Origin of the sequence: Pseudidiomarina terrestris (assembly GCF_030466375.1) — a bacterium.
GTDB classification, from domain to species: domain Bacteria; phylum Pseudomonadota; class Gammaproteobacteria; order Enterobacterales; family Alteromonadaceae; genus Pseudidiomarina; species Pseudidiomarina terrestris.
The window spans coordinates 754,004-776,670 of the sequence record NZ_JAGGJE010000001.1; the positions used below are offsets into that span (position 1 = coordinate 754,004).

Annotated in this window: 21 protein-coding genes and 5 tRNA genes; 5 read left to right on the plus strand and 21 right to left on the minus strand. The window is 53.0% G+C overall.

What is annotated here, in order from left to right; all coding sequences use genetic code 11:
- Window positions 1–8 precede the first annotated feature (8 nt).
- From leuS to J6J28_RS03575, 8 genes are all read right to left on the minus strand, one after another.
- Window positions 9–2,597: a leucine--tRNA ligase gene (gene leuS / locus J6J28_RS03540; protein ID WP_301720791.1), complete on the minus strand. Its 2,589-nt coding sequence runs from the start codon at window positions 2,595–2,597 to the stop codon at window positions 9–11.
- Between the two features lie 54 nt (window positions 2,598–2,651).
- Window positions 2,652–2,846, minus strand: coding sequence for a hypothetical protein (locus J6J28_RS03545; RefSeq protein WP_301719947.1), 195 nt, complete (start codon window positions 2,844–2,846; stop codon window positions 2,652–2,654).
- A 46-nt stretch (window positions 2,847–2,892) separates the two neighbouring features.
- Window positions 2,893–4,431 carry an apolipoprotein N-acyltransferase gene (lnt, locus tag J6J28_RS03550; protein ID WP_301719948.1) on the minus strand — a complete coding sequence of 513 codons (1,539 nt, stop codon included), beginning with the start codon at window positions 4,429–4,431 and terminating at the stop codon, window positions 2,893–2,895.
- A gap of 1 nt (window position 4,432) precedes the next feature.
- A complete protein-coding gene (gene corC / locus J6J28_RS03555; RefSeq protein ID WP_301719949.1) occupies window positions 4,433–5,314 on the minus strand; it encodes a CNNM family magnesium/cobalt transport protein CorC in 882 nt (293 codons plus the stop codon).
- A gap of 18 nt (window positions 5,315–5,332) precedes the next feature.
- Window positions 5,333–5,806 carry an rRNA maturation RNase YbeY gene (gene ybeY / locus J6J28_RS03560; protein WP_301719950.1) on the minus strand — a complete coding sequence of 158 codons (474 nt, stop codon included), beginning with the start codon at window positions 5,804–5,806 and terminating at the stop codon, window positions 5,333–5,335.
- Window positions 5,803–6,789, minus strand: coding sequence for a PhoH family protein (locus J6J28_RS03565; RefSeq protein ID WP_301719951.1), 987 nt, complete (start codon window positions 6,787–6,789; stop codon window positions 5,803–5,805). Before J6J28_RS03565 ends, ybeY begins: the two co-directional genes overlap by 4 nt.
- A gap of 14 nt (window positions 6,790–6,803) precedes the next feature.
- Window positions 6,804–8,246 (minus strand): tRNA (N6-isopentenyl adenosine(37)-C2)-methylthiotransferase MiaB, encoded by a 1,443-nt coding sequence (gene miaB / locus J6J28_RS03570; RefSeq protein WP_301719952.1) that lies wholly within the window; start codon window positions 8,244–8,246, stop codon window positions 6,804–6,806.
- Between the two features lie 64 nt (window positions 8,247–8,310).
- Complete coding sequence (locus J6J28_RS03575) at window positions 8,311–9,195, minus strand: DMT family transporter (RefSeq protein ID WP_301719953.1); 885 nt, start codon at window positions 9,193–9,195, stop codon at window positions 8,311–8,313.
- 136 nt (window positions 9,196–9,331) lie between these two features.
- On the opposite strand from J6J28_RS03575, the gene J6J28_RS03580 reads away from it, so the two are divergent.
- Window positions 9,332–10,468, plus strand: a complete 1,137-nt coding sequence (locus tag J6J28_RS03580) for an FAD-dependent monooxygenase (RefSeq protein WP_301719954.1) — start codon at window positions 9,332–9,334, stop codon at window positions 10,466–10,468.
- 65 nt (window positions 10,469–10,533) lie between these two features.
- On the opposite strand, the gene J6J28_RS03585 is transcribed toward J6J28_RS03580, so the two are convergent.
- From J6J28_RS03585 to J6J28_RS03615, 7 genes are all read right to left on the minus strand, one after another.
- A tRNA-Leu gene (locus tag J6J28_RS03585) sits at window positions 10,534–10,620 on the minus strand.
- 16 nt (window positions 10,621–10,636) lie between these two features.
- A tRNA-Gln gene (locus J6J28_RS03590) sits at window positions 10,637–10,711 on the minus strand.
- Between the two features lie 23 nt (window positions 10,712–10,734).
- A tRNA-Gln gene (locus tag J6J28_RS03595) sits at window positions 10,735–10,809 on the minus strand.
- 38 nt (window positions 10,810–10,847) lie between these two features.
- Window positions 10,848–10,932, minus strand: a tRNA-Leu gene (locus tag J6J28_RS03600).
- 19 nt (window positions 10,933–10,951) lie between these two features.
- Window positions 10,952–11,028, minus strand: a tRNA-Met gene (locus tag J6J28_RS03605).
- A gap of 154 nt (window positions 11,029–11,182) precedes the next feature.
- The gene (locus J6J28_RS03610; RefSeq protein WP_301719955.1) at window positions 11,183–11,851 is read right to left on the minus strand and encodes an SDR family oxidoreductase; all 669 of its coding nucleotides are present in this window, start codon (window positions 11,849–11,851) and stop codon (window positions 11,183–11,185) included.
- Window positions 11,852–11,862: 11 nt separating this feature from the next.
- On the minus strand, window positions 11,863–13,257 hold the full coding sequence (locus tag J6J28_RS03615; protein ID WP_301719956.1) for a class II fumarate hydratase: 1,395 nt from the start codon (window positions 13,255–13,257) through the stop codon (window positions 11,863–11,865).
- An 89-nt stretch (window positions 13,258–13,346) separates the two neighbouring features.
- On the opposite strand from J6J28_RS03615, the gene J6J28_RS03620 reads away from it, so the two are divergent.
- The 4 genes from J6J28_RS03620 to J6J28_RS03635 are packed head-to-tail and all read left to right on the plus strand — an operon-like array spanning window position 13,347 to window position 17,563.
- A complete protein-coding gene (locus J6J28_RS03620; RefSeq protein WP_301719957.1) occupies window positions 13,347–14,009 on the plus strand; it encodes a methylamine utilization protein in 663 nt (220 codons plus the stop codon).
- Window positions 13,999–16,293 (plus strand): putative bifunctional diguanylate cyclase/phosphodiesterase, encoded by a 2,295-nt coding sequence (locus tag J6J28_RS03625; protein WP_301719958.1) that lies wholly within the window; start codon window positions 13,999–14,001, stop codon window positions 16,291–16,293. Before J6J28_RS03620 ends, J6J28_RS03625 begins: the two co-directional genes overlap by 11 nt.
- A complete protein-coding gene (locus J6J28_RS03630) occupies window positions 16,259–17,128 on the plus strand; it encodes a DUF3034 family protein (RefSeq protein WP_301719959.1) in 870 nt (289 codons plus the stop codon). Before J6J28_RS03625 ends, J6J28_RS03630 begins: the two co-directional genes overlap by 35 nt.
- A gap of 9 nt (window positions 17,129–17,137) precedes the next feature.
- Window positions 17,138–17,563, plus strand: a complete 426-nt coding sequence (locus J6J28_RS03635) for a group I truncated hemoglobin (protein ID WP_301719960.1) — start codon at window positions 17,138–17,140, stop codon at window positions 17,561–17,563.
- 82 nt (window positions 17,564–17,645) lie between these two features.
- Here J6J28_RS03635 and ychF read toward each other — a convergent pair whose 3' ends face one another.
- The 6 genes from ychF to lolB form a co-directional block, all read right to left on the minus strand.
- The gene (gene ychF, locus J6J28_RS03640; RefSeq protein WP_301719961.1) at window positions 17,646–18,737 is read right to left on the minus strand and encodes a redox-regulated ATPase YchF; all 1,092 of its coding nucleotides are present in this window, start codon (window positions 18,735–18,737) and stop codon (window positions 17,646–17,648) included.
- Between the two features lies 1 nt (window position 18,738).
- Window positions 18,739–19,332, minus strand: coding sequence for an aminoacyl-tRNA hydrolase (pth, locus tag J6J28_RS03645; protein WP_301719962.1), 594 nt, complete (start codon window positions 19,330–19,332; stop codon window positions 18,739–18,741).
- Window positions 19,333–19,339: 7 nt separating this feature from the next.
- A complete protein-coding gene (locus J6J28_RS03650) occupies window positions 19,340–20,017 on the minus strand; it encodes a 50S ribosomal protein L25/general stress protein Ctc (RefSeq protein ID WP_301719963.1) in 678 nt (225 codons plus the stop codon).
- A gap of 126 nt (window positions 20,018–20,143) precedes the next feature.
- The gene (locus J6J28_RS03655) at window positions 20,144–21,091 is read right to left on the minus strand and encodes a ribose-phosphate pyrophosphokinase (protein ID WP_301719964.1); all 948 of its coding nucleotides are present in this window, start codon (window positions 21,089–21,091) and stop codon (window positions 20,144–20,146) included.
- A gap of 8 nt (window positions 21,092–21,099) precedes the next feature.
- Window positions 21,100–21,981, minus strand: coding sequence for a 4-(cytidine 5'-diphospho)-2-C-methyl-D-erythritol kinase (gene ispE, locus J6J28_RS03660; protein WP_301719965.1), 882 nt, complete (start codon window positions 21,979–21,981; stop codon window positions 21,100–21,102).
- Complete coding sequence (gene lolB, locus J6J28_RS03665) at window positions 21,969–22,598, minus strand: lipoprotein insertase outer membrane protein LolB (protein ID WP_301719966.1); 630 nt, start codon at window positions 22,596–22,598, stop codon at window positions 21,969–21,971. The genes ispE and lolB overlap by 13 nt, the downstream gene beginning before the upstream one ends.
- Between the last annotated feature and the right edge of the window lie 69 nt (window positions 22,599–22,667).

The following is a 22,667-nucleotide window of genomic DNA, read 5'->3' on the forward strand; positions in this document are numbered from 1 at the left end:
AGTTCGCGTTAGTTGGCAACAATGTTGACCAGTTTCCCGGGTACATAGATTTGCTTACGAATGGTTTTGTCGGCAAGGAAGCGCTGTACATTTTCATCGGCCACAGCCGCGGCAATCACGCTGTCCTTGTCGGTCTCGGCGTCCACGTTGATTTTACTGCGAACTTTACCGTTCACTTGCACTACCACCAGGATGCTCGAGGCAACCAGAGCTGAGCTATCAACTGCCGGCCAGGCAGCGAAGGTAATATCGTCCTGATGCCCTAATTGTTGCCACAGCACTTCGCTGAGGTGTGGAGTAACAGGTGCCAGCATAAGCACTACTGCATCCAGTGCCTCACGCATAATGCCGCGGTCTACAGCAGAATTCAGCTCAGCTTTTTGGAGCCGGTTTAACAGTTCCATGATCGCGGCAATAGCGGTATTAAAGTTTTGCCGACGGCCCATATCATCAGAAACTTTCTCGATGGTACGGTGAACTTCACGGCGCAGGTCTTCCTGAGCATTGCTAAGCTCACTGAAATCAGAGCTATGCTCCTGGTCTGCCACTGCAACATAGTCGCCAACCAGACGCCAGACACGGCGTAAAAAGCGCTGAGCACCCTCAACGCCGGAGTCTGACCATTCCAGCGTGGCTTCCGGGGGCGCCGCGAACATCATGAACAAGCGCACGGTGTCAGCACCGTATTTGTCGATCATCATTTGCGGGTCAATGCCGTTGTTTTTCGATTTCGACATTTTAGTCATGCCACCGTAGGTGACTTCCTCACCGTCAGTGCGCAGCACAGCTTTGACAATACGACCTTTGCTGTCACGTTCAACGATATCGACATCAACCGGAGAGAACCAGGTGATCTTACCGCTGGCATCTTCGCGGAAATAGCTGTCGGCGAGCACCATTCCCTGAGTTAGCAGACGTTTAAAGGGTTCATCGGAGTTGACCAGACCCGTATCACGCAAAAGTTTGTGGAAAAAGCGCGCATACAGCAAATGCAAAATGGCGTGCTCAATACCACCGATATACTGATCGACAGGCAGCCAGTAATTGGCTTGTTCAGGGTCGAGCATGCCGTCATGAAAATTGGCGCTGCAATAACGAGCGTAGTACCAGGACGACTCCATAAAGGTATCAAAGGTATCGGTCTCGTGCTCGGCCGGAGCGCCATTATAGGTGGTCTTGCGCCACTCAGGGTCAGCTTTAATCGGCGATTGAGTGCCGTTCATGACCACGTCTTCAGGCAGAATCACCGGCAGCTGGTCGGCAGGAACGGGTGCGGAACTGCCGTCGGCAAGCTTCAGCATTGGGATCGGTGCACCCCAGTAACGCTGCCGGGAAACACCCCAGTCGCGCAAACGGTAATTGACCTGACGACGGCCAATGCCTTGCTCAGCAAGCGCTGCGGCGATAGCGTCGAAAGCCGCTTCGCTGCTCATTCCGCTGTAAGGACCTGAGTCAATCACGGTACCTTTCTCGGTGATGGCTGCGGTATTAATGTCGTGTTCACCTGCGGCCGGGTCAATGACCGGTTTAATCGGCAAACTGTAAGCCGTGGCAAACTCCCAGTCACGCTGATCATGTGCAGGGACGGCCATCACCGCACCAGAGCCATAATCCATCAGGACAAAATTGGCCACCCAGATCGGAATAGCTTCACCGGTTAACGGGTGCTTGGCATAGAACCCGGTGGGCATGCCTTTTTTATCAATGGTAGCCAGCTCTGCTTCGGCCATTTTGGCGTTTTTGATGGAATCAATGAACGCCGCCAGCTCCGGATGATTGGCCGCTGCTTCCTGAGCCAGCGGATGTTGTGCCGCTACAGCCATGTAGGTCACGCCATACAGGGTGTCCGGGCGGGTGGTATAGACTGTCAGGGGCTGGTCGTGATCCTGCACGCTGAAATCGATTTCGACACCTTCTGAGCGACCGATCCAGTTGCGTTGCATGGTTTTAACCTGCTCGGGCCAGCCTTCAAGCTGGTCGAGGTCCTGCAATAACTCATCGGCATAGGCAGTGATCTTGATAAACCACTGCGGGATCTCTTTTTGCTCGACCTTCGCACCTGAGCGCCAGCCGCGACCATCAATGACCTGCTCGTTGGCAAGTACGGTCTGATCGACAGGGTCCCAGTTCACCGTGGCGTTTTTCTTATACACCAGACCCTTTTCATAAAGTTTGGTGAAAAACCATTGTTCCCAACGATAATACTCAGGCTGACAGGTGGCTACTTCACGCGACCAATCGTAACCAAAACCTAATGATTTAAGCTGATTACGCATGTAGTCAATATTTTGATAGGTCCACTTCGCCGGGGCCGTTTCATTTTGAATCGCGGCATTCTCAGCGGGCAGACCAAACGCATCCCAGCCCATCGGTTGCAGGACATTTTTGCCTTGCATGCGCTGGTGGCGAGCGACGACATCGCCAAGGGTATAATTGCGCACGTGGCCCATATGCAGCTTGCCACTGGGGTACGGGAACATCGACAAACAGTAAAATTTTTCTTTATCTTGCTGTTCGCTGACTTCGAAAACTTTATCGCGTTCCCAGCGTTGCTGGACGGCGGCTTCGATTTGCGCTGGATCGTAGTTATCCTGCATAACTTTTGACATCTGAGAATCCATTTATTCGACGGCGTGAAAATGAAACGTTGCTTACAGTGCGTACCACATTAAAAGCATGACCACGAGTCCGGCCAGGCCAAAAAAGCCATATTCAAAACGAGCGCGCTGTTCAGCATCACGGTCATCTGCGTTGCGATGAAAAATGAACATGCCGATGCTGGAAACGCCGAGAGTTCCGGCTGCGGTAAGAACCGCAAATAAGATTGCTGCGATGATGTTTTCCATGGTTTGTTCCAATTTGTGGTTAATGGACACTAAAACTGTAGATAGTTTACTTTTTTTGTCGTCGATTGACTACGGGCAATACCCCAAGAATAGCGATCAATACTGCCAGCAACCAGGTGCCGTAAGCTCCCCATAGATAGTAGGGAGTTATTCCGCTGACCAGTGGCACTTCCGCCGACAAGGTTGTGCTTTCGAATTGTGGTGCGCGGGCCAGCCAGTCGCCGTGCTCATCGACCATTGCGGTAATGCCACTATTGGTGGCCCGGATCAGCGGACGACCCAGTTCGATGGCACGCATGCGCGCAATTTCCATGTGTTGCGCGGGTCCGTGGGAGCGACCAAACCAGGTGTCATTGCTGACGGTTAGCAGAAAGTCGGTACTGCCGGTCATGTTGGCGCGAACATGGCCGGGAAAAGCGATTTCGTAACAAATGGCTGTGCTGAATTCCCAGCCGTGTGCGCGCAATGGCTCTTGTACAGCGTCACCCCGGCTAAAAGAAGACATGGGGAGATTGAATAACGGGGCCAGCGGCCGCAACAAATCACCAAAGGGGACAAATTCACCAATGGGCAGTAACTGGTGTTTCTGGTAGCGGTTGCTGTGACCATGCTGATAACTTTCAGCCACGCCCTGGGCGCCGTCCTGACCCAGCGCAATCACTGAGTTGTAATAGTTGTCCTTGCGAATATCGATGATGCCAGTAATAAAGGCCGTTTGCGTGGTGGCCATTTCATCGTGAATGACCTCCAGAATATCATCGGTATAAGGCTCCGGCATGGTGACGGCCGATTCTGGCCAGATAATGACATCGTGGTCGGCATAAAGTGGACGACTTAGATCCAGATAGCGGCTCAGATTAGGCCAGTGCTGATCGGGATCCCATTTAATCGATTGATTAATGTTGCCTTGCACCAGTGCGATACTGACGTTGTCGGAGGTACGAGATACCGCGGTCAGTTGCGGTAATACCAGTGGTATCAGCAGCAACGCAGCAATCAACGCCGGCGCATGCCAGGTACGCTGGCGCAGCCAATGGACGCTGAGCAGTGCCACCGTAAAAAGCACTACAGTGATGGCGCTGCCACCAAACCATGGTGCGTAATTGGCTAGCCAGGTATCGGTTTGCGTATAGCCAAGCTCTAACCAGGGAAAGCCAGTGAACAGCCAGCCGCGCAAGGTCTCGGCGGCAAGCCAGGTAAGCGGTAAGGTCCAGTACGCCTGGGCATGAAAGCGCGTACTCAGCCAGCGCCAGGCCCAAAAAGCCAGCGCAGGAAACAAACTAAGATACAGGTACAGAAGTAACAGAATGGCGACAGTGGCCAGCGGGTGTAGGCCGCCAAAGGTATCGATACTGACGTAAATCCAGCTCAGGCCAGCGGTAAACCAGCCCAAACCAAAGAAATAGCCAAGCTGCCAGGCCTCGCGAGGCGTCTTATCACGCAACAACAGGACCAACAGAATAAGCACCGGCAAGGTGAGCCAGGCTTGAGCAAAAGGTGCGTAGCTGAAGACCAGCAGCAGACCTAGCAGGATACAGCCGAGTCGCGTCAGGGCGGGATACCAGCGGGACTGTGCAAATGCCATTTTAGCTATCCGGGTCGGTTTCGGTGACGTGCTCCGGGAAGCTGATCTGCAGCTGTGAGATGCGGCGCTTATCGGCACCGGTAACTTTAAAGGCGATACCGCCTATGGTGATTTCTTCACCGGGCTTGGGCAGATGGCCAAAGCCATGCGCGACCATACCACCGATGGTATCGTATTCTTCATCACCAAACTGAGTGCTGAAGTAATCATTGAAATCTTCGATGGTGGTTAAAGCTTTTACCGAGAACCGTGATTTATTAATGCGGCGGATATCGGCTTTCGAGTCTTCGTTGTAATCGGTTTCGTCCTCGATTTCGCCAACGATTTCCTCAAGAATATCTTCGATGGTGACCAGCCCTGAAACACCGCCATACTCATCGACCACAATTGCCATATGATAGCGTTGTGAACGAAACTCTTTCAGCAGAACATCGACGCGTTTGCCTTCCGGGACAATGACTGCCGGACGAATGACTTTCGCCAGTGAGAACTCGTCGTCAGTCATGCCAAAACCATAGGCCAGCAGGTCTTTGGCGAGCAGGATACCTTCCACGTGGTCTTTGTTTTCACTCACCACCGGGTAGCGGCTGTGTTGTGAATCAATAACGATAGGTAAGAACGCATCGACGGTCTGATTGATGTCGATGGTTACCATTTGCGAGCGAGGCACCATAATGTCGCGAACTTTCAGTTCAGCAACATCAAGTACGCCTTCAATCATTTCCTTGGTGTCGTTATCAATCAGGTCGCGTTCTTCGGCGTCCTGAATCATATCGACTAACTCTTCGCGGCTGTTCGGCTCTCCGGTAAAAAGTTGCAACAGTTTGGTTGCCCACGATTTACTCGCAGAACCGTTGGTAGAGTGGGGATGGTCATCGCTCATTAGCGGGCAGTGCTCCGTTTAGTTACCTGCATCAGCCTCATAAGGGTCGACAAACCCTAAGCCGATTAGAATCGTTGTTTCAAGGCGCTCCATGTGTTCCGCCTCGGCATCTTCAATATGGTCATAACCTAGCAAATGCAAGGTTCCGTGTACAATCATATGCGCCCAGTGTGCGACCAAGGTCTTGTCCTGCTCGGCAGCTTCGCGCGCGACCACAGGGGCGCAGACCACCAGGTCGCCCAGCAAAGTCACTGGCATGGGAATCGGGGCCGTAAAAGGAAACGATAGCACATTGGTAGCATAATCGCGTTCGCGATAGTCACGATTGAGCTCTCGTCCCTCTGTTTCATCGACCACCCGCACCGTAAGCTCGGCATCACCGTCTTGCCACTGGTGCCCGGCGAGCGCCGCTGCCACCCATCGCTCGATTTGCTCAGCGGTGGGCAGGTCGGCGGCGTTGCTGGCGACTTGTAAATCAACGGTTAGGGTCATTGGCGCTCGTCAAAGTTTTCATAGGCCTGCACAATACGCTGTACCACGGGGTGACGCACTACATCACCAGCCTGAAAGAACGTAAAGCTAAGGTCTTCAACGTTACGTAATACTTCGATCACGTGCCTTAGACCTGACTTCTGACCACGCGGTAAATCGACCTGAGTAATATCTCCGGTGATCACTGCCCGTGAGTTAAAACCAATCCGGGTAAGAAACATCTTCATCTGTTCGCAGGTCGTATTCTGGCTCTCATCAAGGATGATAAAGGCATCATTCAGAGTACGGCCACGCATGTAAGCCAGTGGTGCAACTTCGATAACATTGCGCTCGATCAGCTTCTCGACTTTTTCAAAGCCAAGCATTTCAAATAAGGCATCGTAGAGGGGACGTAAATACGGATCGACCTTTTGCGCCAGGTCACCGGGTAAAAAGCCTAGCTTCTCACCTGCTTCAACCGCCGGGCGGGTCAGCAGTATGCGACGCACTTCCTGACGTTCCAGGGCATCGACGGCACAGGCTACAGCCAGATAGGTTTTACCGGTGCCGGCAGGGCCGATACCGAAATTCACATCATGGCTTAAAATAGCCCGCACATACTCCGCTTGATTATGATTGCGGGGCTTGATCATGCCGCGTTTGGTCTTGATATGGGTCATCTTCTCAGCGGCGGGATCGCCTTCGCCTTGTTCCAGCACATTGGCTTGTTGGATGGCGAGGTGGACTTGCTGCGGTTCGATTTCGCCGGCTTTACCCTTCACGGTCGCGGTTTCAAGGTAGAGATCACGCAAGAGTTTCGCCGCTGCGTGGACCGTATGTTGCGGGCCTATCAGGCGAAATTCCTGATTGCGATAGGTAATTTCTATGCCCAGGCGACGTTCGACATGCTTCAGATTCTCGTCGAACGGGCCACAAAGTTCTGCTAATCGCCGGCTGTCGGCCGGCTCTAGCTCGATATCCAGGGTGGTAACTTTTGAACTCAAAAGGACCTCTTCTGTTAGGACTGTTGGGGCGGAGTAAAGCTAGCCACGCCCAACGCATCGGGTTGGGTACGCGCTTGCTTTGCAAGAATAGTCTGCGGTGCCGTGTCCACACGTAATCCCATTTCTTCTTCCACACGAATAACGTCACCGCGCAACGAGTTGGCAAAGGCATCGGTGACCTTAACGTCAACGAACCTGCCCACCATGTTCGGATTGCCGACAAAGTTGACGACGCGATTGTTTTCGGTACGCCCGCTTAACTCCATTGGATCCTTTTTCGATGGACCCGTGACCAGGATGCGCTGATCAGTGCCTACCATGCGCCGGGCATGCTCGTGCGCTTGTTGGTTCAGGCGTTGCTGCAGCAGTTGCAGACGTTGCTTTTTGGTCTGTTCACTTACATCGTCAGGCAAATCTGCCGCCGGAGTACCGGGCCGGGCGCTATAAATGAAGCTAAAACTTAAATCAAAGTCGATGGCCTGAATCAGGTCCATGGTCGCTTCAAAGTCGGCATCGGTTTCACCGGGAAAGCCGATAATAAAGTCTGACGACATGGCAATAGCAGGCCGAATCTTTTTCAACTTGCGGATTTGCGATTTGTACTCAATCGCGGTGTGGCCACGCTTCATTAAGGTCAGGACACGGTCAGAGCCACTTTGCACCGGCAAATGCAGATGGTTGACCAGCTCCGGAATGGTCGCATAGGCTTCGATAATATCATCGGTAAACTCGACCGGATGCGAAGTGGTGTAACGGATCCGGTCGATACCATCAATCGCCGCGACCATATGCAACAGCTCAGAGAAGCGACAGACGGAACCATCAAAGCTTTCACCGCGATAGGCATTAACATTCTGTCCCAGCAAGTTCACTTCGCGCACGCCCTGATCAGCCAGTTGGGCAATTTCATAAAGCACGTCATCAACCGGGCGACTGACTTCTTCACCACGGGTGTACGGCACCACGCAGAAAGTACAGTATTTGCTGCAGCCTTCCATGATGGAAACGAAGGCAGTCGGACCTTCAGCCTTAGGCTCTGGCAAACTGTCGAACTTTTCGATTTCCGGGAACGAAATATCCACCATCGGGGTGTGTTCCGTTTGCACCTGCTTCACCATTGCTGGCAAGCGGTGCAGGGTCTGTGGACCGAACACAATATCGACATAAGGCGCACGGGCGCGAATATGATCGCCCTCTTGCGAGGCCACGCAACCACCGACGCCAATCACCAGGTCTGGATTTTTATCTTTGAGGTTTTTCCAACGGCCAAGTTGGTGAAAGACTTTTTCCTGAGCCTTTTCACGAATCGAGCAGGTATTGAGCAGGATCAAATCAGCATCTTCTGGCTCTTCTGCGACTTCATAGCCATGGGTTGCCTTCAGCAGATCAGCCATTTTCGCTGAATCGTACTCGTTCATTTGGCAGCCCCAAGTTTTGATGTATAACTTCTTGCTCATAACTCGTTTTGCTCACTTGCGTTGGTGGAACTTAAAAGGGACGTTATTTTAGCCTGTTCTGAGGTTAACTGCCAACTTTGCCGCCGGTTTCTGCTTTCCGGCGGGTGCGAATTGCCAGATAGCCTGCCACAGTGATAATCACAGCGCCGGTTAACATGTGCCAGGTGATAGGTTCCTGCCAGAACCAATAGCCCATGAGCGCGGCAAAAATAACGGAACTATAGGTAAACACGCCCACTTTTGCGGCAGGTGCTAACGAGAAGGCTTTGGTCATGCCCAGTTGACCAGCAACCGCCAGGGCGCCCATGGCGATAATGCCGAGCCAGTGTTCCATCGCGATCGGCGCGCCCAGCCACAGCAGCGGAATACCGGAAAGCAGGGTTGACAGGGCGGAAAAGTAGAACACAATCTTGCTCGAGGATTCAGTGGCCGACATCTGCCGGATCAGGGTTTTGGTAAAGGCAGCCAGACAGGCGGCAATAAAGGCGATACCCACGATCGGCGAGAGCTCAGCAGCGACCGGATTAAGGAAAATGAAAACGCCGACAAAGCCGATGGCAATAGCCAGCCAGGTTTGCGGTAACACCTGTTCTGCCAGCCACACGCGACCAATCACCGGGATCAGAAAAGGCGACAGCAAGAGCACCAGGGTTGCTTGCGCCAGCGGGATATTGGCGATGGCGTAAAAAAACAGATACATCGCTGCAAGACCCGCGACGCCACGACTCAGGTGCAGACCCCAGGCTTGGGTCTTAAACGCTGCCGGGCCTTTACGCCAGATCCAGGGCAGCAGTACGACCAATGCCATCAGGCTACGAAAGAACACCAGTTGCTCTGATGGCACGGCAGTGCTCAGGTATTTAACCAACGCGCTGACACCGGCAAAGCATAGCTCTGCGCCAAGCACCAGCAGGGAAGCTATTACGACGGTACGTTGTGGAGTGTCCATCACAGCCTTAAAGGGAAATGACTTTAGGGGCGATAGTTTAACATGCTTTGCGGCACTCTCCGGGGTATTCTCTACTGTATTCTACGGCCAGTATTTTTTATGATAGCCGGTAAGTGAACCGATTGAGGTAAAGAGCATGCAGGTGATGATTGTTGGAGGTGGACTGGTGGGGGCTGCTGCGGCCGTGGCCGCACGGCAAGCAGGTTATCCGGTCACCTTACTTGAACGTGGGCGCTCACCACTTGCAGGAGACGCAGAGCCTGGCTGGGACCTGCGCATTTCATCGGTGCACCAGAATAATGTTGAATGGCTTAAGCAACTGGGGATCTGGGCCCGGGTCGATGAGACCAAATATTTGGCTTATGAGGGGCTGAGTGTTACCAGTCGCGACGGCCAGTGCGTGGACTTTCATGCTGCCGAAGTGAATCAGCCGCAGCTGGGCGTGATGGTGGAAAATAATGCCCTGTTACGGGCGATGTGGTCGTGGCTCAGTGAACAGAGTCAGGTGGATTTACGCGCCGATACACAGGTCCGGTCGTTTGATTTAGCCGCGCGCAAGCTGGTGTTGCAAGACGGTGACACGCTTCCCTACGACCTGCTGCTTGGCGCTGACGGCGGCAACTCTGCGGTGGCGCGTGCGGCCGCTATTGGGATGCGCGGCTGGGACTACGATATGCGCTGTTTACTGGCCATTGTCGAAACCGAAAAGGCGCTTGCCCCAGCGACCTGGGAAGTGTTCCGCGAGCAGGGGCCTTATGCGTTACTACCTCTGGGTGAGCAACTGGCGTGTTTAATTGATTATCGGGCCGAGGCAAGCTGGCGTGCGGTAACAACGGAGCAGGTTGAACAGGCCTTACGAGAAACCTTTATCCCCCACATAGGTGCATTTAAGCTGCATAAGCAAGCCAGCTTCCCACTCCGTCGCCAACGGGCATTACGCTACCATGATGAACGTGGCGTGGCACTGATCGGCGACGCAGCACACAGCATTCATCCATTAGCAGGGCAGGGCGTGAATCTGGGCTTTGTCGACGTGCAGGTGCTCCTGACAAAGCTTGCTGAGCAGCCGCTGAGTCAGGCACTGCGTGCCTATGAACGGCAGCAGATGCGTGTGAATCAACAGATGATGCGCGCCATGGACGCCATTCATTGGGGCTTTCGTAGTGAGCATCTGTTGCCACGTGCTGCCATTGCTGTAGGGCTTGGTGCCGTGGCACAAGTCAAGCCGCTGAAACAGCAGATTATAAAAGCAGCTATGGGCTGGAAGAAATAACGGACATAAAAAAACCGCCAGCTGGCGGTTTCTTAGCTTTGTTGCGAACACCATCTGCTTAAAGATGGTGCGGAGGGGGGGACTTGAACCCCCACGTCCTTTCGGACACTAGCACCTGAAGCTAGCGCGTCTACCAATTCCGCCACCACCGCAACAAGCAGGTGAGAGTGGCTGGGGTACCAGGATTTGAACCTGGGAATGGCGGGATCAAAACCCGCTGCCTTACCGCTTGGCTATACCCCAACTCTCAGAAAACAGCTTTTAAGTGGCTGGGGTACCAGGATTTGAACCTGGGAATGGCGGGATCAAAACCCGCTGCCTTACCGCTTGGCTATACCCCAACTTAGGCTTAAAAACTTTGCGCTCGACCGAAGAGGGTTGGTGCGGACGGAGAGACTTGAACTCTCACGCCGTGAGGCACTGGAACCTAAATCCAGCGTGTCTACCAATTCCACCACGTCCGCCCATGCAATTTTATTTGGTTGGTGGCTACGGCGAGATTCGAACTTGCGACCCCAGCATTATGAGTGCTGTGCTCTAACCAGCTGAGCTACGTAGCCATACCAAATATTTTTAAAACTGCGCTCGGTGAGTGCGGCGCGTATTATGCAAATCAGGGGCTCTAGCGTCAACCTCTTTTTCGCAAAAATACGCGTTTAACGGTGCGATTGATTAAAAAACCGATAGTTTGGTTATTTAATCGTCGTTAGGGGCTTACCAGGGCAAAGTTTCGCCATTACTGTGGCGAAATGATCCCGTGTTGCTGAGCTCGACCTCGTCCATTCGTTGCACCAGACGGGTTGCAGCTTCGGTAGCGGAAATATCGCCACGGTTACCGACCATATCCGTCTGCACATAGCCTGGATGCAACATAGCAACGGCGATACCTGCATCTTTAAAATCATTGGCCAGCGACACACCGGCCGCATTTAACGCCGCTTTACTCATGCGGTAACCGTATTGGCCACCTGAGCCATTATCTGCCATGGAGCCCATTCGCGAGGTGATCATGATCACTTTGCTGCCTTGCTTTAACTGCGAACTTAACGCCCGCGTGAGCGCTAGCGGTGCGACCGCGTTCACTTCCACCTGGCGCAGAATACTGTCTTCGGCAAAGCTATCGAAATCATCGCCCTCTAAAATACCGGCGTTGTTCACCAGCATATCGATGGTTTCATTTTCCAGGCGTTCGGCCAACAAGTTCCGGGCGTCGGTATCGGTGACATCAATGCCGTCGATGATAGCCACACCGAGCCGCTCTAGCTCTGGCGAAGGCTGCCGACAGACTGCGGTAACCTCGTCACCACGTTCATGAAATTGGCGGGCGAGGGCAAGACCAATACCGCGATTGGCGCCAGTAATGACCACATGCTTGGCACTCATAATTGCTCCTTTTACTCGGAAGTTCCGGGGATTCCCCCGTGGGTAAGTTGTTTAGGATCGAGCAGTTGCTCCAGCTCGTCCCGTGATAAATCTGTCATTTCATCCGCCACATCAATGATCGGACGCTGCTCTTTATAAGCCTGTTTGGCGATGGCAGCTGCCTGATTGTAGCCAATCACTGAGTTCAGAGCCGTAACCAGAATAGGGTTACGCGCCAGGGCTTGTTCGAGCCGCTCGTGCTTGACAGTGAAATCCTTTATGGCTTGCTCGGCCAGCGCGCTCATGGCATTGCCGCTGATTTCAATCGATTCCAGTAAGTGATAGGCAATGACCGGCAGCATCACGTTTAGCTGGAAATTACCTTGCTGCGCCGCAACCGCCACGGTCTGGTAGCTACCGGCAATATGGGCCGCTACCATGGCGACGGCTTCCGGAATCACCGGATTGACTTTACCGGGCATGATACTACTGCCGGGTTGCAATGCGCGCAGCTCGATTTCGCCCAGCCCTGCCAGCGGACCGCTATTCATCCAACGCAAGTCATTACTGATCTTCATGAGTACGGCGCCGCAGCTATTCAGTGCACCGGCCAGCTGCAAGCTGAGCTCCTGTCCGGCAATTCCGGCAAAGGGGTTATCGGCGGGCCGGAACTTGTGGTCGGTACGCTCACTGAGCTGTTCACAGAACAGTCGGCGAAACTGCTGTGGAGCATTAATGCCTGAGCCTACGGCTGTGCCCCCCTGAGGCAGGGCACGTAAGCGTTCAATCACTTCATTAACGTTGGCCTGACAATGATGTAGCTGAGTTCCCCAGGCCCGCAGCTCCTGGGCCATGGTAATGGGCATCGCGTCCATCAAATGGGTGCGGCCAGTCTTGACCACCTCTTCCAGCTCCTGGGCTTTGCTTTCAATGGTACGCTGTAACTGGACAATGGCCGGCAGCCAATGCTCGGTTAATGCCAGCACGCAGCTGACCTGAATGCAGGTGGGAATCACGTCATTACTACTTTGGCTACAGTTGACGTGGTCGTTAGGATGAACGTTAGGGCCATTGGCGCGCTGCACGGATTCTGCCAGGACTTCGTTCATATTCATATTGGTGCTGGTGCCTGAGCCGGTCTGGAAAATATCCAGCGGGAAATGGTCGGTGTTGGTTTCTGCCAGAACCCGGTCGGCGGCCGCCACAATAGCGGTAACCTGGTCCGGCTCAAGTAAATCAAGTGCACCGTTAGCTCGCGCTGCCGCCGCTTTGATTTGTGCCAGACTATGAATAAACCGCAGCGGGAAGCGCAGCGTGCTCAGACCAAAGTTTTGTCTGGCGCGTTCGGTTTGCGCTCGCCATAAAGCATCTGCTGGTACGTCTATCTCTCCCATGCTATCTTTTTCAGTACGAAATTGACTCGACATAGTTGCTTCCTCATTGATCTGGTGTGACGGGATAATCCCAGTGATTCACAGACTTAATGACCGATACTACCTATAAGCATGGGGTGAAGATGCGTAACTTTCAAATGCTGGGGCTGATTTTTGTTCTTGCAGGCATGATTTCTATCACCGGTGAGGCACGTGAACTTCAGGTGCGGGTGACAGACAGTGACGGTGCCCCTTTACCTAAAGTGGTCGTCTCGAGCCAGCACTCTGTGCCGCAATCCTCATCTACAATTGCCGTTATGGATCAGGTCGAGCGTTTGTTTGCACCTTTTATTCTGACCATTCAGCCCGGTGCTACAGTCAAGTTTCCCAACAGCGACAACATTCGTCATCAGGTCTATTCGTTCTCGCCCGCTAAGCCTTTTGAACTGCCTTTGTACAGTAACAGGGAGGCGCCGCAGATGACCTTCCCAGCGGCGGGAGTGGTGGTACTTGGCTGCAACATTCATGACCATATGCGGGCTTACATTTATGTCAGTCCCTATCCGCAGTCCGTCACCACCGATGAGGACGGTAGAGCAGTTCTCGAAGTTGCAGCGGGCGCCAGTGATATTGTGCTCTGGTACCCTGGGCTCGGCGCTGAACCCACCGCTGCGCAGGAAGTGACGGTCGCTGCTGAACAGCAGCAGCTGGTGGTGCAATTACCGGTACTGAGACAGCAGCAAACACCACCGCCAGTATCGTCTTTACAGCAACGTTTTAACCGATTGAAAGACAATGTTAACTAGTTTTCGCACGCGCCTGTTACTACTTTTCGTTGGTATCGCTGGCGGCGTGCTAATCGCCACGCTGATCGCTGTCACCGTTGCAACGCAAAACCAGGCTGAGCGTACGGTTGAGCGTGAACTGGCCGTGAGCGAACGCGTGCTGGGCGAGCTTCTCAGTATTCGCGGCGAGCAGCTCTTACAAGCTGCGCAAGTGCTGGCCGGTGATTTTGGTTTTCGTGAAGCGGTGGCCAGTGGTGATGAGGCCACACTGATCTCAGCCATGGTCAACCATGGTGAGCGTATCGGTACCCAGTTGATGGCTCTTTATCGCCCGGACGGTACCGAGTTAGCTGCGACCCATGACCTGGCTCAGGTGCGCTCAGGTGCCGATCTCCGCGGTATCCGGCAGGTCGATGATGAATTGTTTCAACTGGTCACTGTGCCCGTGCGGGCGCCTGATATTATAGCCTACGCAACCTTAGGATTTCTGGTCGACGATGCGCTGGCCCAATCTCTGAAGCAATTGACCAATGCCGATATCACCTTTTTTGACGGCGAACGGCAGCAGATTTTTGCCTCCAGTTTACCACTTTCGCAGCAACAGGCGCTGCTCGCAGATGTCCAGCCCGACGCCGTAAAAGAATGGCTGGCGCAAACAGAAATGGCCGGGCATCTATCTACGGTCAACTCGGTAAATTTGCTGGTCAGTACCTCGCGCATGGAAGCTACCCAGGAATACCGCGCATTGCGCACCCAGTACTTTGGCTTTGGTCTGGCGTCGTTACTGGTGGCGCTGTTGCTGGCCATGGCCACAGCGCGGCAGTTTAATAAGCCGCTTCAGCGCCTGACGGCAGCCGCTGAAGCGCTGCGCCAGGGGGACTACGGTGAGCCTGTCGAGCTGGACCGTAACGATGAATTTGGCAAGCTTGGCGAAACCTTCAATACCATGCGTGGCGCCATCGCCGAGCGTGAACAAAAGATTGTTTATCAGCTTGAGCATGATCTGCTTACTGGCTTACCTAATCGTAAGTCACTGCATCGGTATCTGCAGCAGTTACTTGCACAGGGCCGCAGTGGTTACGCACTCACCCTGAATATCCAGCGCTTTCGGGAGTTAAACGATCGACTTGGACAGCGTTTTGGCGATGAGATTTTAAAGTTGGTTGCACGTCGTCTGCAGCAGGAATTTGCCAAAGACTGTTTTTTGGCGCGTCTGGCCGGCGACGAATTTGTCCTGGCTTGTAATGAACAGCTGCAGCCGGATGAGTTGAGACAGCGACTGTTAAAGCTGGTGCAGCAAAAATGGCAGGTGGCGGATACCTCTTATCGGCTGGAATTTCGTGCCGGGCTGGTGCGTTATCCCGAGCAAGGAAATGAAGTAGACGCCTTGTTAAGACGGGCCCAACTCGCTGCGCGCCTGGCCCAGCAGGATAAGCAGTTACTGGCTGAATATCAGCAAGGCAGTGACGAGAATTACATGCGCCGGTTGCAAGTGCTGCAGGCACTGCCGGAGGCCATTGCCGGGGGTAAACTGGAGTTGCATTATCAGCCGAAGCTGAGCTGTAACAGTGGCGAAGTGTTAGGTGCTGAAGCCCTGGTCCGTTGGCACCACCCGCAGCTGGGTGTGATTCGCCCCGATGAATTTATCCCGCTGGCTGAACAGTCCGGTGACATTTTGCGTGTCACTCGCTGGGTCTGCGAAACCGCACTCAATCAACAACAGTATTGGCTCGAGCAGGGACATCAACTACAAGTGGCCGTGAATTTATCGGCGATTGACTTACAGGATGCGAGCTTAGTAGATTTTATTCAACAGCAGCTAGCGCAACGCCGACTGTCGGCGCAGAACCTCACGCTGGAGGTCACAGAAAGCGCCGTTATGGCGGATCTGGAGCAAGCTCAGAAGCGGCTGACTGAATTACGGGCTCTGGGTATAAAAATTGCTTTGGATGACTACGGTACGGGCTATGCATCGCTGGCACAGTTGAAGCACCTGCCGGTAGATGAACTAAAACTGGATCAGAGCTTTATCCGCGTTCTGCAAGCAGACAACAAAGATCGCATCATCGTACACTCAACCCTGCGTCTGGCGCATCAGTTACAATTGTCGACCGTCGCCGAAGGGGTCGAAGAAGAATCTGCCTGGCGGGTGCTGCAAGATATGGGCTGCGACACGTTACAGGGGTATTATTTTAGCCGTCCTCTGGCGGCGGCGGAATTTGAACAATGGTTAATGAATGAGTCAGGGCAATTCATACAGCAAGGGCAAGATGACCAAGCACAACATGATCAAACTTTATCCTAGAACCTGGCGCAGCTGGTTGTTCATGGCGGCTTTACTGACTGGCTCGCAGGCCTATGCCGGCGACGGCAAACTCTTAGCTACGGGAGCAGTCACTTCTATTGAAGGAGCCGGTGGCGGCGGTATCGTGCCATGGGCGACGACGGCCAGCTACGCTGAAAAAGGCGAGTGGGGCTTTACAGTCAACGGCAATTTTGCCGACGTTGACGACTTTCAGCTCGGCGTGCAGAGTCTCAACGTCACTTATGGTAACCGCATTGAAATGAGTTATGCTCAGCAACGCCTGGGTCTCAATACCATCGGTGGTGATCTTCAGCAGCAAATCTATGGCCTCAAGGTGCGACTAAGCGGAGACCTGGTGTACGGAGATTTGCCGCAAATCAGCTTGGGCCTGCAGCACAAACGTAACACCACTTTTGCATTGCCCCAGGCGGTTGGAGCCGCCGACGATAGCGGCACTGATATTTATCTAAGTGCTGCAAAAGCATGGTTAGCCGGACCTTTTGAACGGACCTGGGTGGCCAATCTTACGCTTCGCGCCACCAAAGCCAATCAACTCGGCTTGTTAGGTTTTGGCGGCGATAAAAATGACGACTACGAAGCCATGGCGGAAGCCAGTCTGGGCATGTTTGTAAATCGACATTGGTTAATCGGGGCTGAGTATCGACAAAAGCCCGATAATCTCGGCTTTGCCAAGGAGTACGACTGGCGCGATATCTTTGTCGGCTGGTTTCCGAACAAATCCGTGGCCTTGGTAGTCGCTTATGTTGATCTGAAATCGATCGCAGGGCTTCCCGATCAAACCGGCGCTTACGCTTCTTTACAGATTAGTTTTTAAGGTACCATCATGAAACATTTAGTTGCGCTGCTAGTTCTCTGCGCTGTGAGTATTGCGCCGTCGCTGGCACAGGCCAAATCTGACACTTTGTATCAGGAACTTGGCGCCCAGCAGGGAATTAGCGATTTGATGACGACCTTTGTACTCGAGATCGCAGAGGATGAACGCGTGATTCATCATTTCGAGAATGTCGACATTGACCGCTTTCATCGCATGTTGAGTTTACATCTTTGCGAACTGACGGGCGGTCCCTGCACCTATACCGGTGCCGATATGGTGGAAGTCCACCGCGGCATGGCAATTACTCGCGCTGAGTTTAATGCTGTCGTTGAAGACTTGATTGCTGCCATGGAAGCGGAAGGTGTGCCAACAGCAACTCAGAATAAATTGCTGGCACGGCTAGCTGAGTTGCATGGTGAGATTGTTGCACGCTAGCTGCTTAGCGTTGTGTTAAGACCTATAAAAAAGGCCGCTCATCTGAGCGGCCTTTGCCTATGTATTTGTGTTCACTACAGGTTTATACGTTAAAGCGGAACAGAATCACATCGCCATCTTTAACAATGTACTCTTTGCCTTCTTCACGACGTTTACCAGCTTCTTTCGCGCCTTGCTCACCTTTGTGAGTGACGTAATCGTCAAAACCGACGACCACCGCGCGGATAAAACCTTTCTCAAAGTCAGTGTGAATCTTACCGGCCGCCTGTGGCGCCGTTGCACCGATAGGGATGGTCCAGGCACGAACTTCTTTCGGACCCGCGGTAAAATAGGTCTGTAAATTGAGCAGTTCATAGCCACCACGAATGACGCGATTGAGGCCTGGCTCTTCAATCCCCAGGTCGTTCATAAACTCAACTTTCTCTTCATCGTCAAGTTCAGCGATCTCTGATTCGATTTCAGCACATACCGGCACCACGATAGCGTCTTCTTTGGAAGCGATCTCACGAACCTTATCCAGATATGGGTTATTCTCGAAACCGTCATCGTTGACGTTGGCGATGTACATGGTCGGCTTCAGAGTCAGCAGGTTGTAGGAGCGAATGGTAGCGCGCTCGTCTTTGGTCAGGCTTACCGAGCGAGCCATTTCGCCGTTTTCCAGAGCTGGCAGCAGTTTCTCCAACACCTGAATTTCCGCAGCGGCTTGCTTATCGCCGCCTTTAGCTTTCTTCGACTGGCGATGAATAGCCTTTTCAACGCTATCCAGATCGGCCAGGGCCAGTTCGGTGTTGATCACTTCTATATCCGATTGTGGATCCACTTTGCCGGCGACGTGAACAATATTGTCGTTCTCAAAGCAACGCACCACATGCCCGATCGCATCGGTTTCACGAATGTTGGCGAGGAACTGGTTACCCAGACCTTCGCCTTTGGAGGCGCCTTTGACCAGGCCTGCGATATCAACGAATTCCATCGTTGTTGGCAGTACCCGCTGTGGATTGACGATAGCAGCGAGTTGATCCAGCCGTGGGTCGGGAACTGCGACCACACCAGTGTTTGGCTCGATAGTACAGAAAGGGAAGTTGGCTGCCTCGATTCCGGCTTTAGTTAAGGCGTTGAACAAGGTCGATTTACCCACATTAGGTAAGCCGACAATACCGCATTTGAATCCCATCTTAATTCTCGCTCTGTGCTTTGAAACTATGTAATTGCTGCTGGGCAGCGCGCATATCACCAGCGATCACTAACTCGATGCTGGCGCAGGCTTGCGTAATGGTATCGTCCATCAGATGCTGGTCAGTTGCTGGCGCCTTGCCTAACACATACCCGGTGACTTTACTTTTATGACCGGGATGACCGATACCAATACGTAAGCGATGAAAATCAGGGCTACCCAATGCTGCAGTGATGTCTTTAATACCATTATGACCACCACTACCGCCGCCGGTTTTGAACTTTGCCACACCGGGAGGTAAGTCGAGCTCGTCGTACGCGACGAGTATTTCATCAGGCTGGATCTTAAAAAAGTTTGCTAATGCCGCCACTGCTTTGCCGCTTTTGTTCATAAAGGTCATGGGTTGGAGTAAACGTACGTCCCAACTACCTTTTTGAATGCGTGCGGTGTGGCCGAAAAACTTCGTTTCAGGTTGCAAGCTTTGTCCGTGTCGGCGAGCGAACTCATCGACCAACCAAAAGCCAGCGTTATGGCGGGTTTGCAAATATTCGGGGCCTGGATTACCCAGGCCCACGATTAAACGAATTGCAGACATGACGAGCTTATTCTTCGTCTTTCTTGTCTTCTTCTTCGCTTTCTTTAGCCGTTGGAACTTCCGCAGAAATTTCTTCAGCTTCTGGTTCTGGTTCTTTCTCAATGCGTGGAGCAATGATAGATACAACCGCCTGGTCGTGATCTTCACCTTTGGTTAACTCAACCAGTTCAACGCCGTTTGGCAGTTGCAGGTCGGTTAAGTGCAAGGTTTGACCCATTTCAAGACCGGCCACGTCAACTTCCAGATATTCTGGTAAGTCTTTTGGCAAGCAGTTGATCTCAACGTCATTCACATGGTGAACAACAACGCCACCTTCATCTTTCACGCCTTTAGCAGTTTCTTCGTTCAAGAAATGCAATGGAACGTGAGTATGTAGCTTCTGACCTTTCTCTACGCGTTGGAAGTCAAGGTGAGTAAGTTTTGGCTTGTAAGGGTGACGTTGTACGTCTTTCAAGATGGCCTGGTGTTTCTTGCCGTCGATGACCAGCGTCAAAATGTGCGAATAGAAGGCTTCGTAGTCCGCCATGTTGTTCACTTTGTTGTGATCCAGCGTTAACGAAACGGCTTCTTTGTTCGCACCGTACAAGATTGCAGGCACTTTGTCTGCGCGACGCAGGCGGCGGCTCGCACCTTTCCCTGTATCCTTACGCAGCTCTGCTTGAATAGTAAAATCTATAGTCGACATAATGGAGTGTCTCCGTTAAATAAAAATAAGTCGGTTATTCGCGACCAAATATCCGACACTTTCCTGAAATTCTTTAGGTCAATTTCGAGGGCGCGGAATAGTACCACTCGCGCCCCCGGAATTCAATCAATACTCGAACATTGCCGAGATAGACTCTTCATTGCTGACACGGCGCAGGGCTTCGGAAAGCATGCCGCTGAGGGTCAGTTGATGAACTTTGTCCAGTGCTTTCATTTCTGCACTCAGAGGAATACTGTCAGTCACAACCACCTGATCAATATTCGAGTCGCGGATATTACCTACCGCATTGCCTGAGAATACCGGATGCGTGGCATAAGCAAAGACGCGGCGTGCACCATGTTCTTTGAGCGCATCTGCAGCTTTACACAAGGTACCGCCGGTATCGATCATGTCGTCTACGATTATGCAGTCGCGGCCTTGCACGTCACCAATAATGTGCATGACTTGTGACTCGTTGGCACGGGGGCGACGTTTATCGATGATTGCGAGATCGATATCGTTCAGCAGTTTGGCAATGGCTCGTGCTCTTACTACACCACCGATATCAGGGGAAACCACAACAGGATTATCAAAATCTTGCTGACGCAGGTGTTCGAGTAATACCGGACTGGCAAAGACGTTATCAACAGGAACATCAAAGAAGCCCTGGATTTGCTCTGCATGAAGGTCAACGGTTAATACCCGGTCCACACCCACGCTGGAGAGAAAGTCGGCGATAACTTTGGAGGTGATAGGTACCCGGGCCGAACGTACGCGACGATCCTGACGGGCGTAGCCAAAGTAGGGCATCACCGCGGTGATACGACCTGCCGATGCACGACGCAAGGCGTCGACCATGACAATCAGTTCCATCAGGTTGTCGTTGGTTGGAGCACAGGTGGACTGGAGGATAAAAACGTCAGAACCGCGGACATTTTCGTTGATCATTACGCTGATCTCACCGTCACTAAAACGGCCAACTTCGGCATCACCGAGTTTGATAAAGAGTCGGTCAGCAATTTTCTGGGCGAGTTCTGGCGTGGCGTTGCCAGCGAATAGCTTCATGTCAGGCACACTAAACCTCAATCATGGTTGGTCAGGTTGTCAGTTGAAGCCTGCCGCAGTTGCTGGCAGACCGGGGATTCATTCAGGCCTCGCGCGACAAATCCTGTCCATTGTGCAGGCATCCTTGCCAGGGCAGCGCGGGCCATCTCTTGGCTTTCAAATGATCCGAAAAGGCATGCTCCGGTACCCGTAAGCCGAGTTGGCGCGTATTCTACCAACCAGTCGAGGGCGTTGGCAACTTCGGGGTGCAAACGACGTACCAAAGGCTCGAATACATTTTCGGTGTGTTGGGTACTCCAATCCCAGCTATTGATCGGAGCGCAGTCGCGGCGCAGCTCGGGATGCCGAAAAATAGTAGCGGTGCGAATATGTACTTTAGGGTCCACCACCAAATACCAGGGGCTGGCTGGAGCCACCGGCGTCAGGCGTTCACCTACGCCTTCAGCGAACGCCGCATGGCCGTGGATAAACACCGGGACATCGGCGCCGAGTTGCAGCCCCAGCTGAGCCAGTTGCTCAGTGCTCAGCGACAGTTGCCAGAGTTGGCGTAAGGCCAGCAATGTGGTGGCCGCATCCGATGAACCGCCGCCGAGTCCGCCGCCGTAGGGAAGCCGCTTATCAAGAATAATGCGGGCGCCTTGTGCGGGCTGGTTATTGGCTACCGCCCAGTCCTGCAAGGCGCGGGCTGCCCGCACCACCAGGTTGTCATCATTCTCGAGCTCTGGGTCAGAGCATTGAAAGTCGAGCTTGGCGGTCGCTAAGCGGGTAAAGCTCAAACTGTCGTGCCGGTCGAGGAACTGGAATACTGTCTGTAACTCATGGTAGCCATCGCTGCGACGGCCGGTGATATGCAAAAACAGATTGAGTTTTGCCGGTGCGGGTAAGACTAAAGTTTCCACTGACTGACCTTTAATTTAATGCGCCACTCAGGGCTGACAAGTTCCAGTTGATGAGGCATAAGATAGGATTGCTCAGCCTGGTAGTTGCTTAGTTCAACCTGCCACTTCTCGCTGGTCGTTGTCACCAGATACCGATTCAGTGTGGCGTAGGGCTTACCGTCAAGATCATGCAGTTGATAGCTCAGCTGCACTGCGCCATCAGGACGCCGGCCGGTGATGACCTCGCTGAGCAGCTGCAGGGGCAGCTGAAAATTGAAGATGCGGGCAATCAGTTGCTCGGCAGTAACACCGTAATAGGGCTGCCCTTCTTCATCGAAGAAGGTGGCACCGGTGAGATCTTCCTCAAGGCGCGCCAGGGTGCCTTTCAATGGATGATAAAAGCGCAGACGCATTTCGCCAGGGGTGTGCTGCCACTCAAGGTAAACCGCGTCACGGTCATCTTCAACACGATTAAACAGCGCGAGCTGTCCGCTGATGCTCCAGTCTGTCAGGCTGGCGATAGCCTGCTGATGGCGTTCAGCGGCATTTCGATCGATTGCACTCAGCGGAATTTCCGGAGGTGCTGCCGCGCAGCCACTCAGCAGTAGGGCAACGATTAGCAGTAGACGTACTTTCATGAAGGTTTCCCACTGTTGGTGTGCTTTTCATCATCGGGCCTTTAACGTACAATTAGCGGCGTTTTGCAG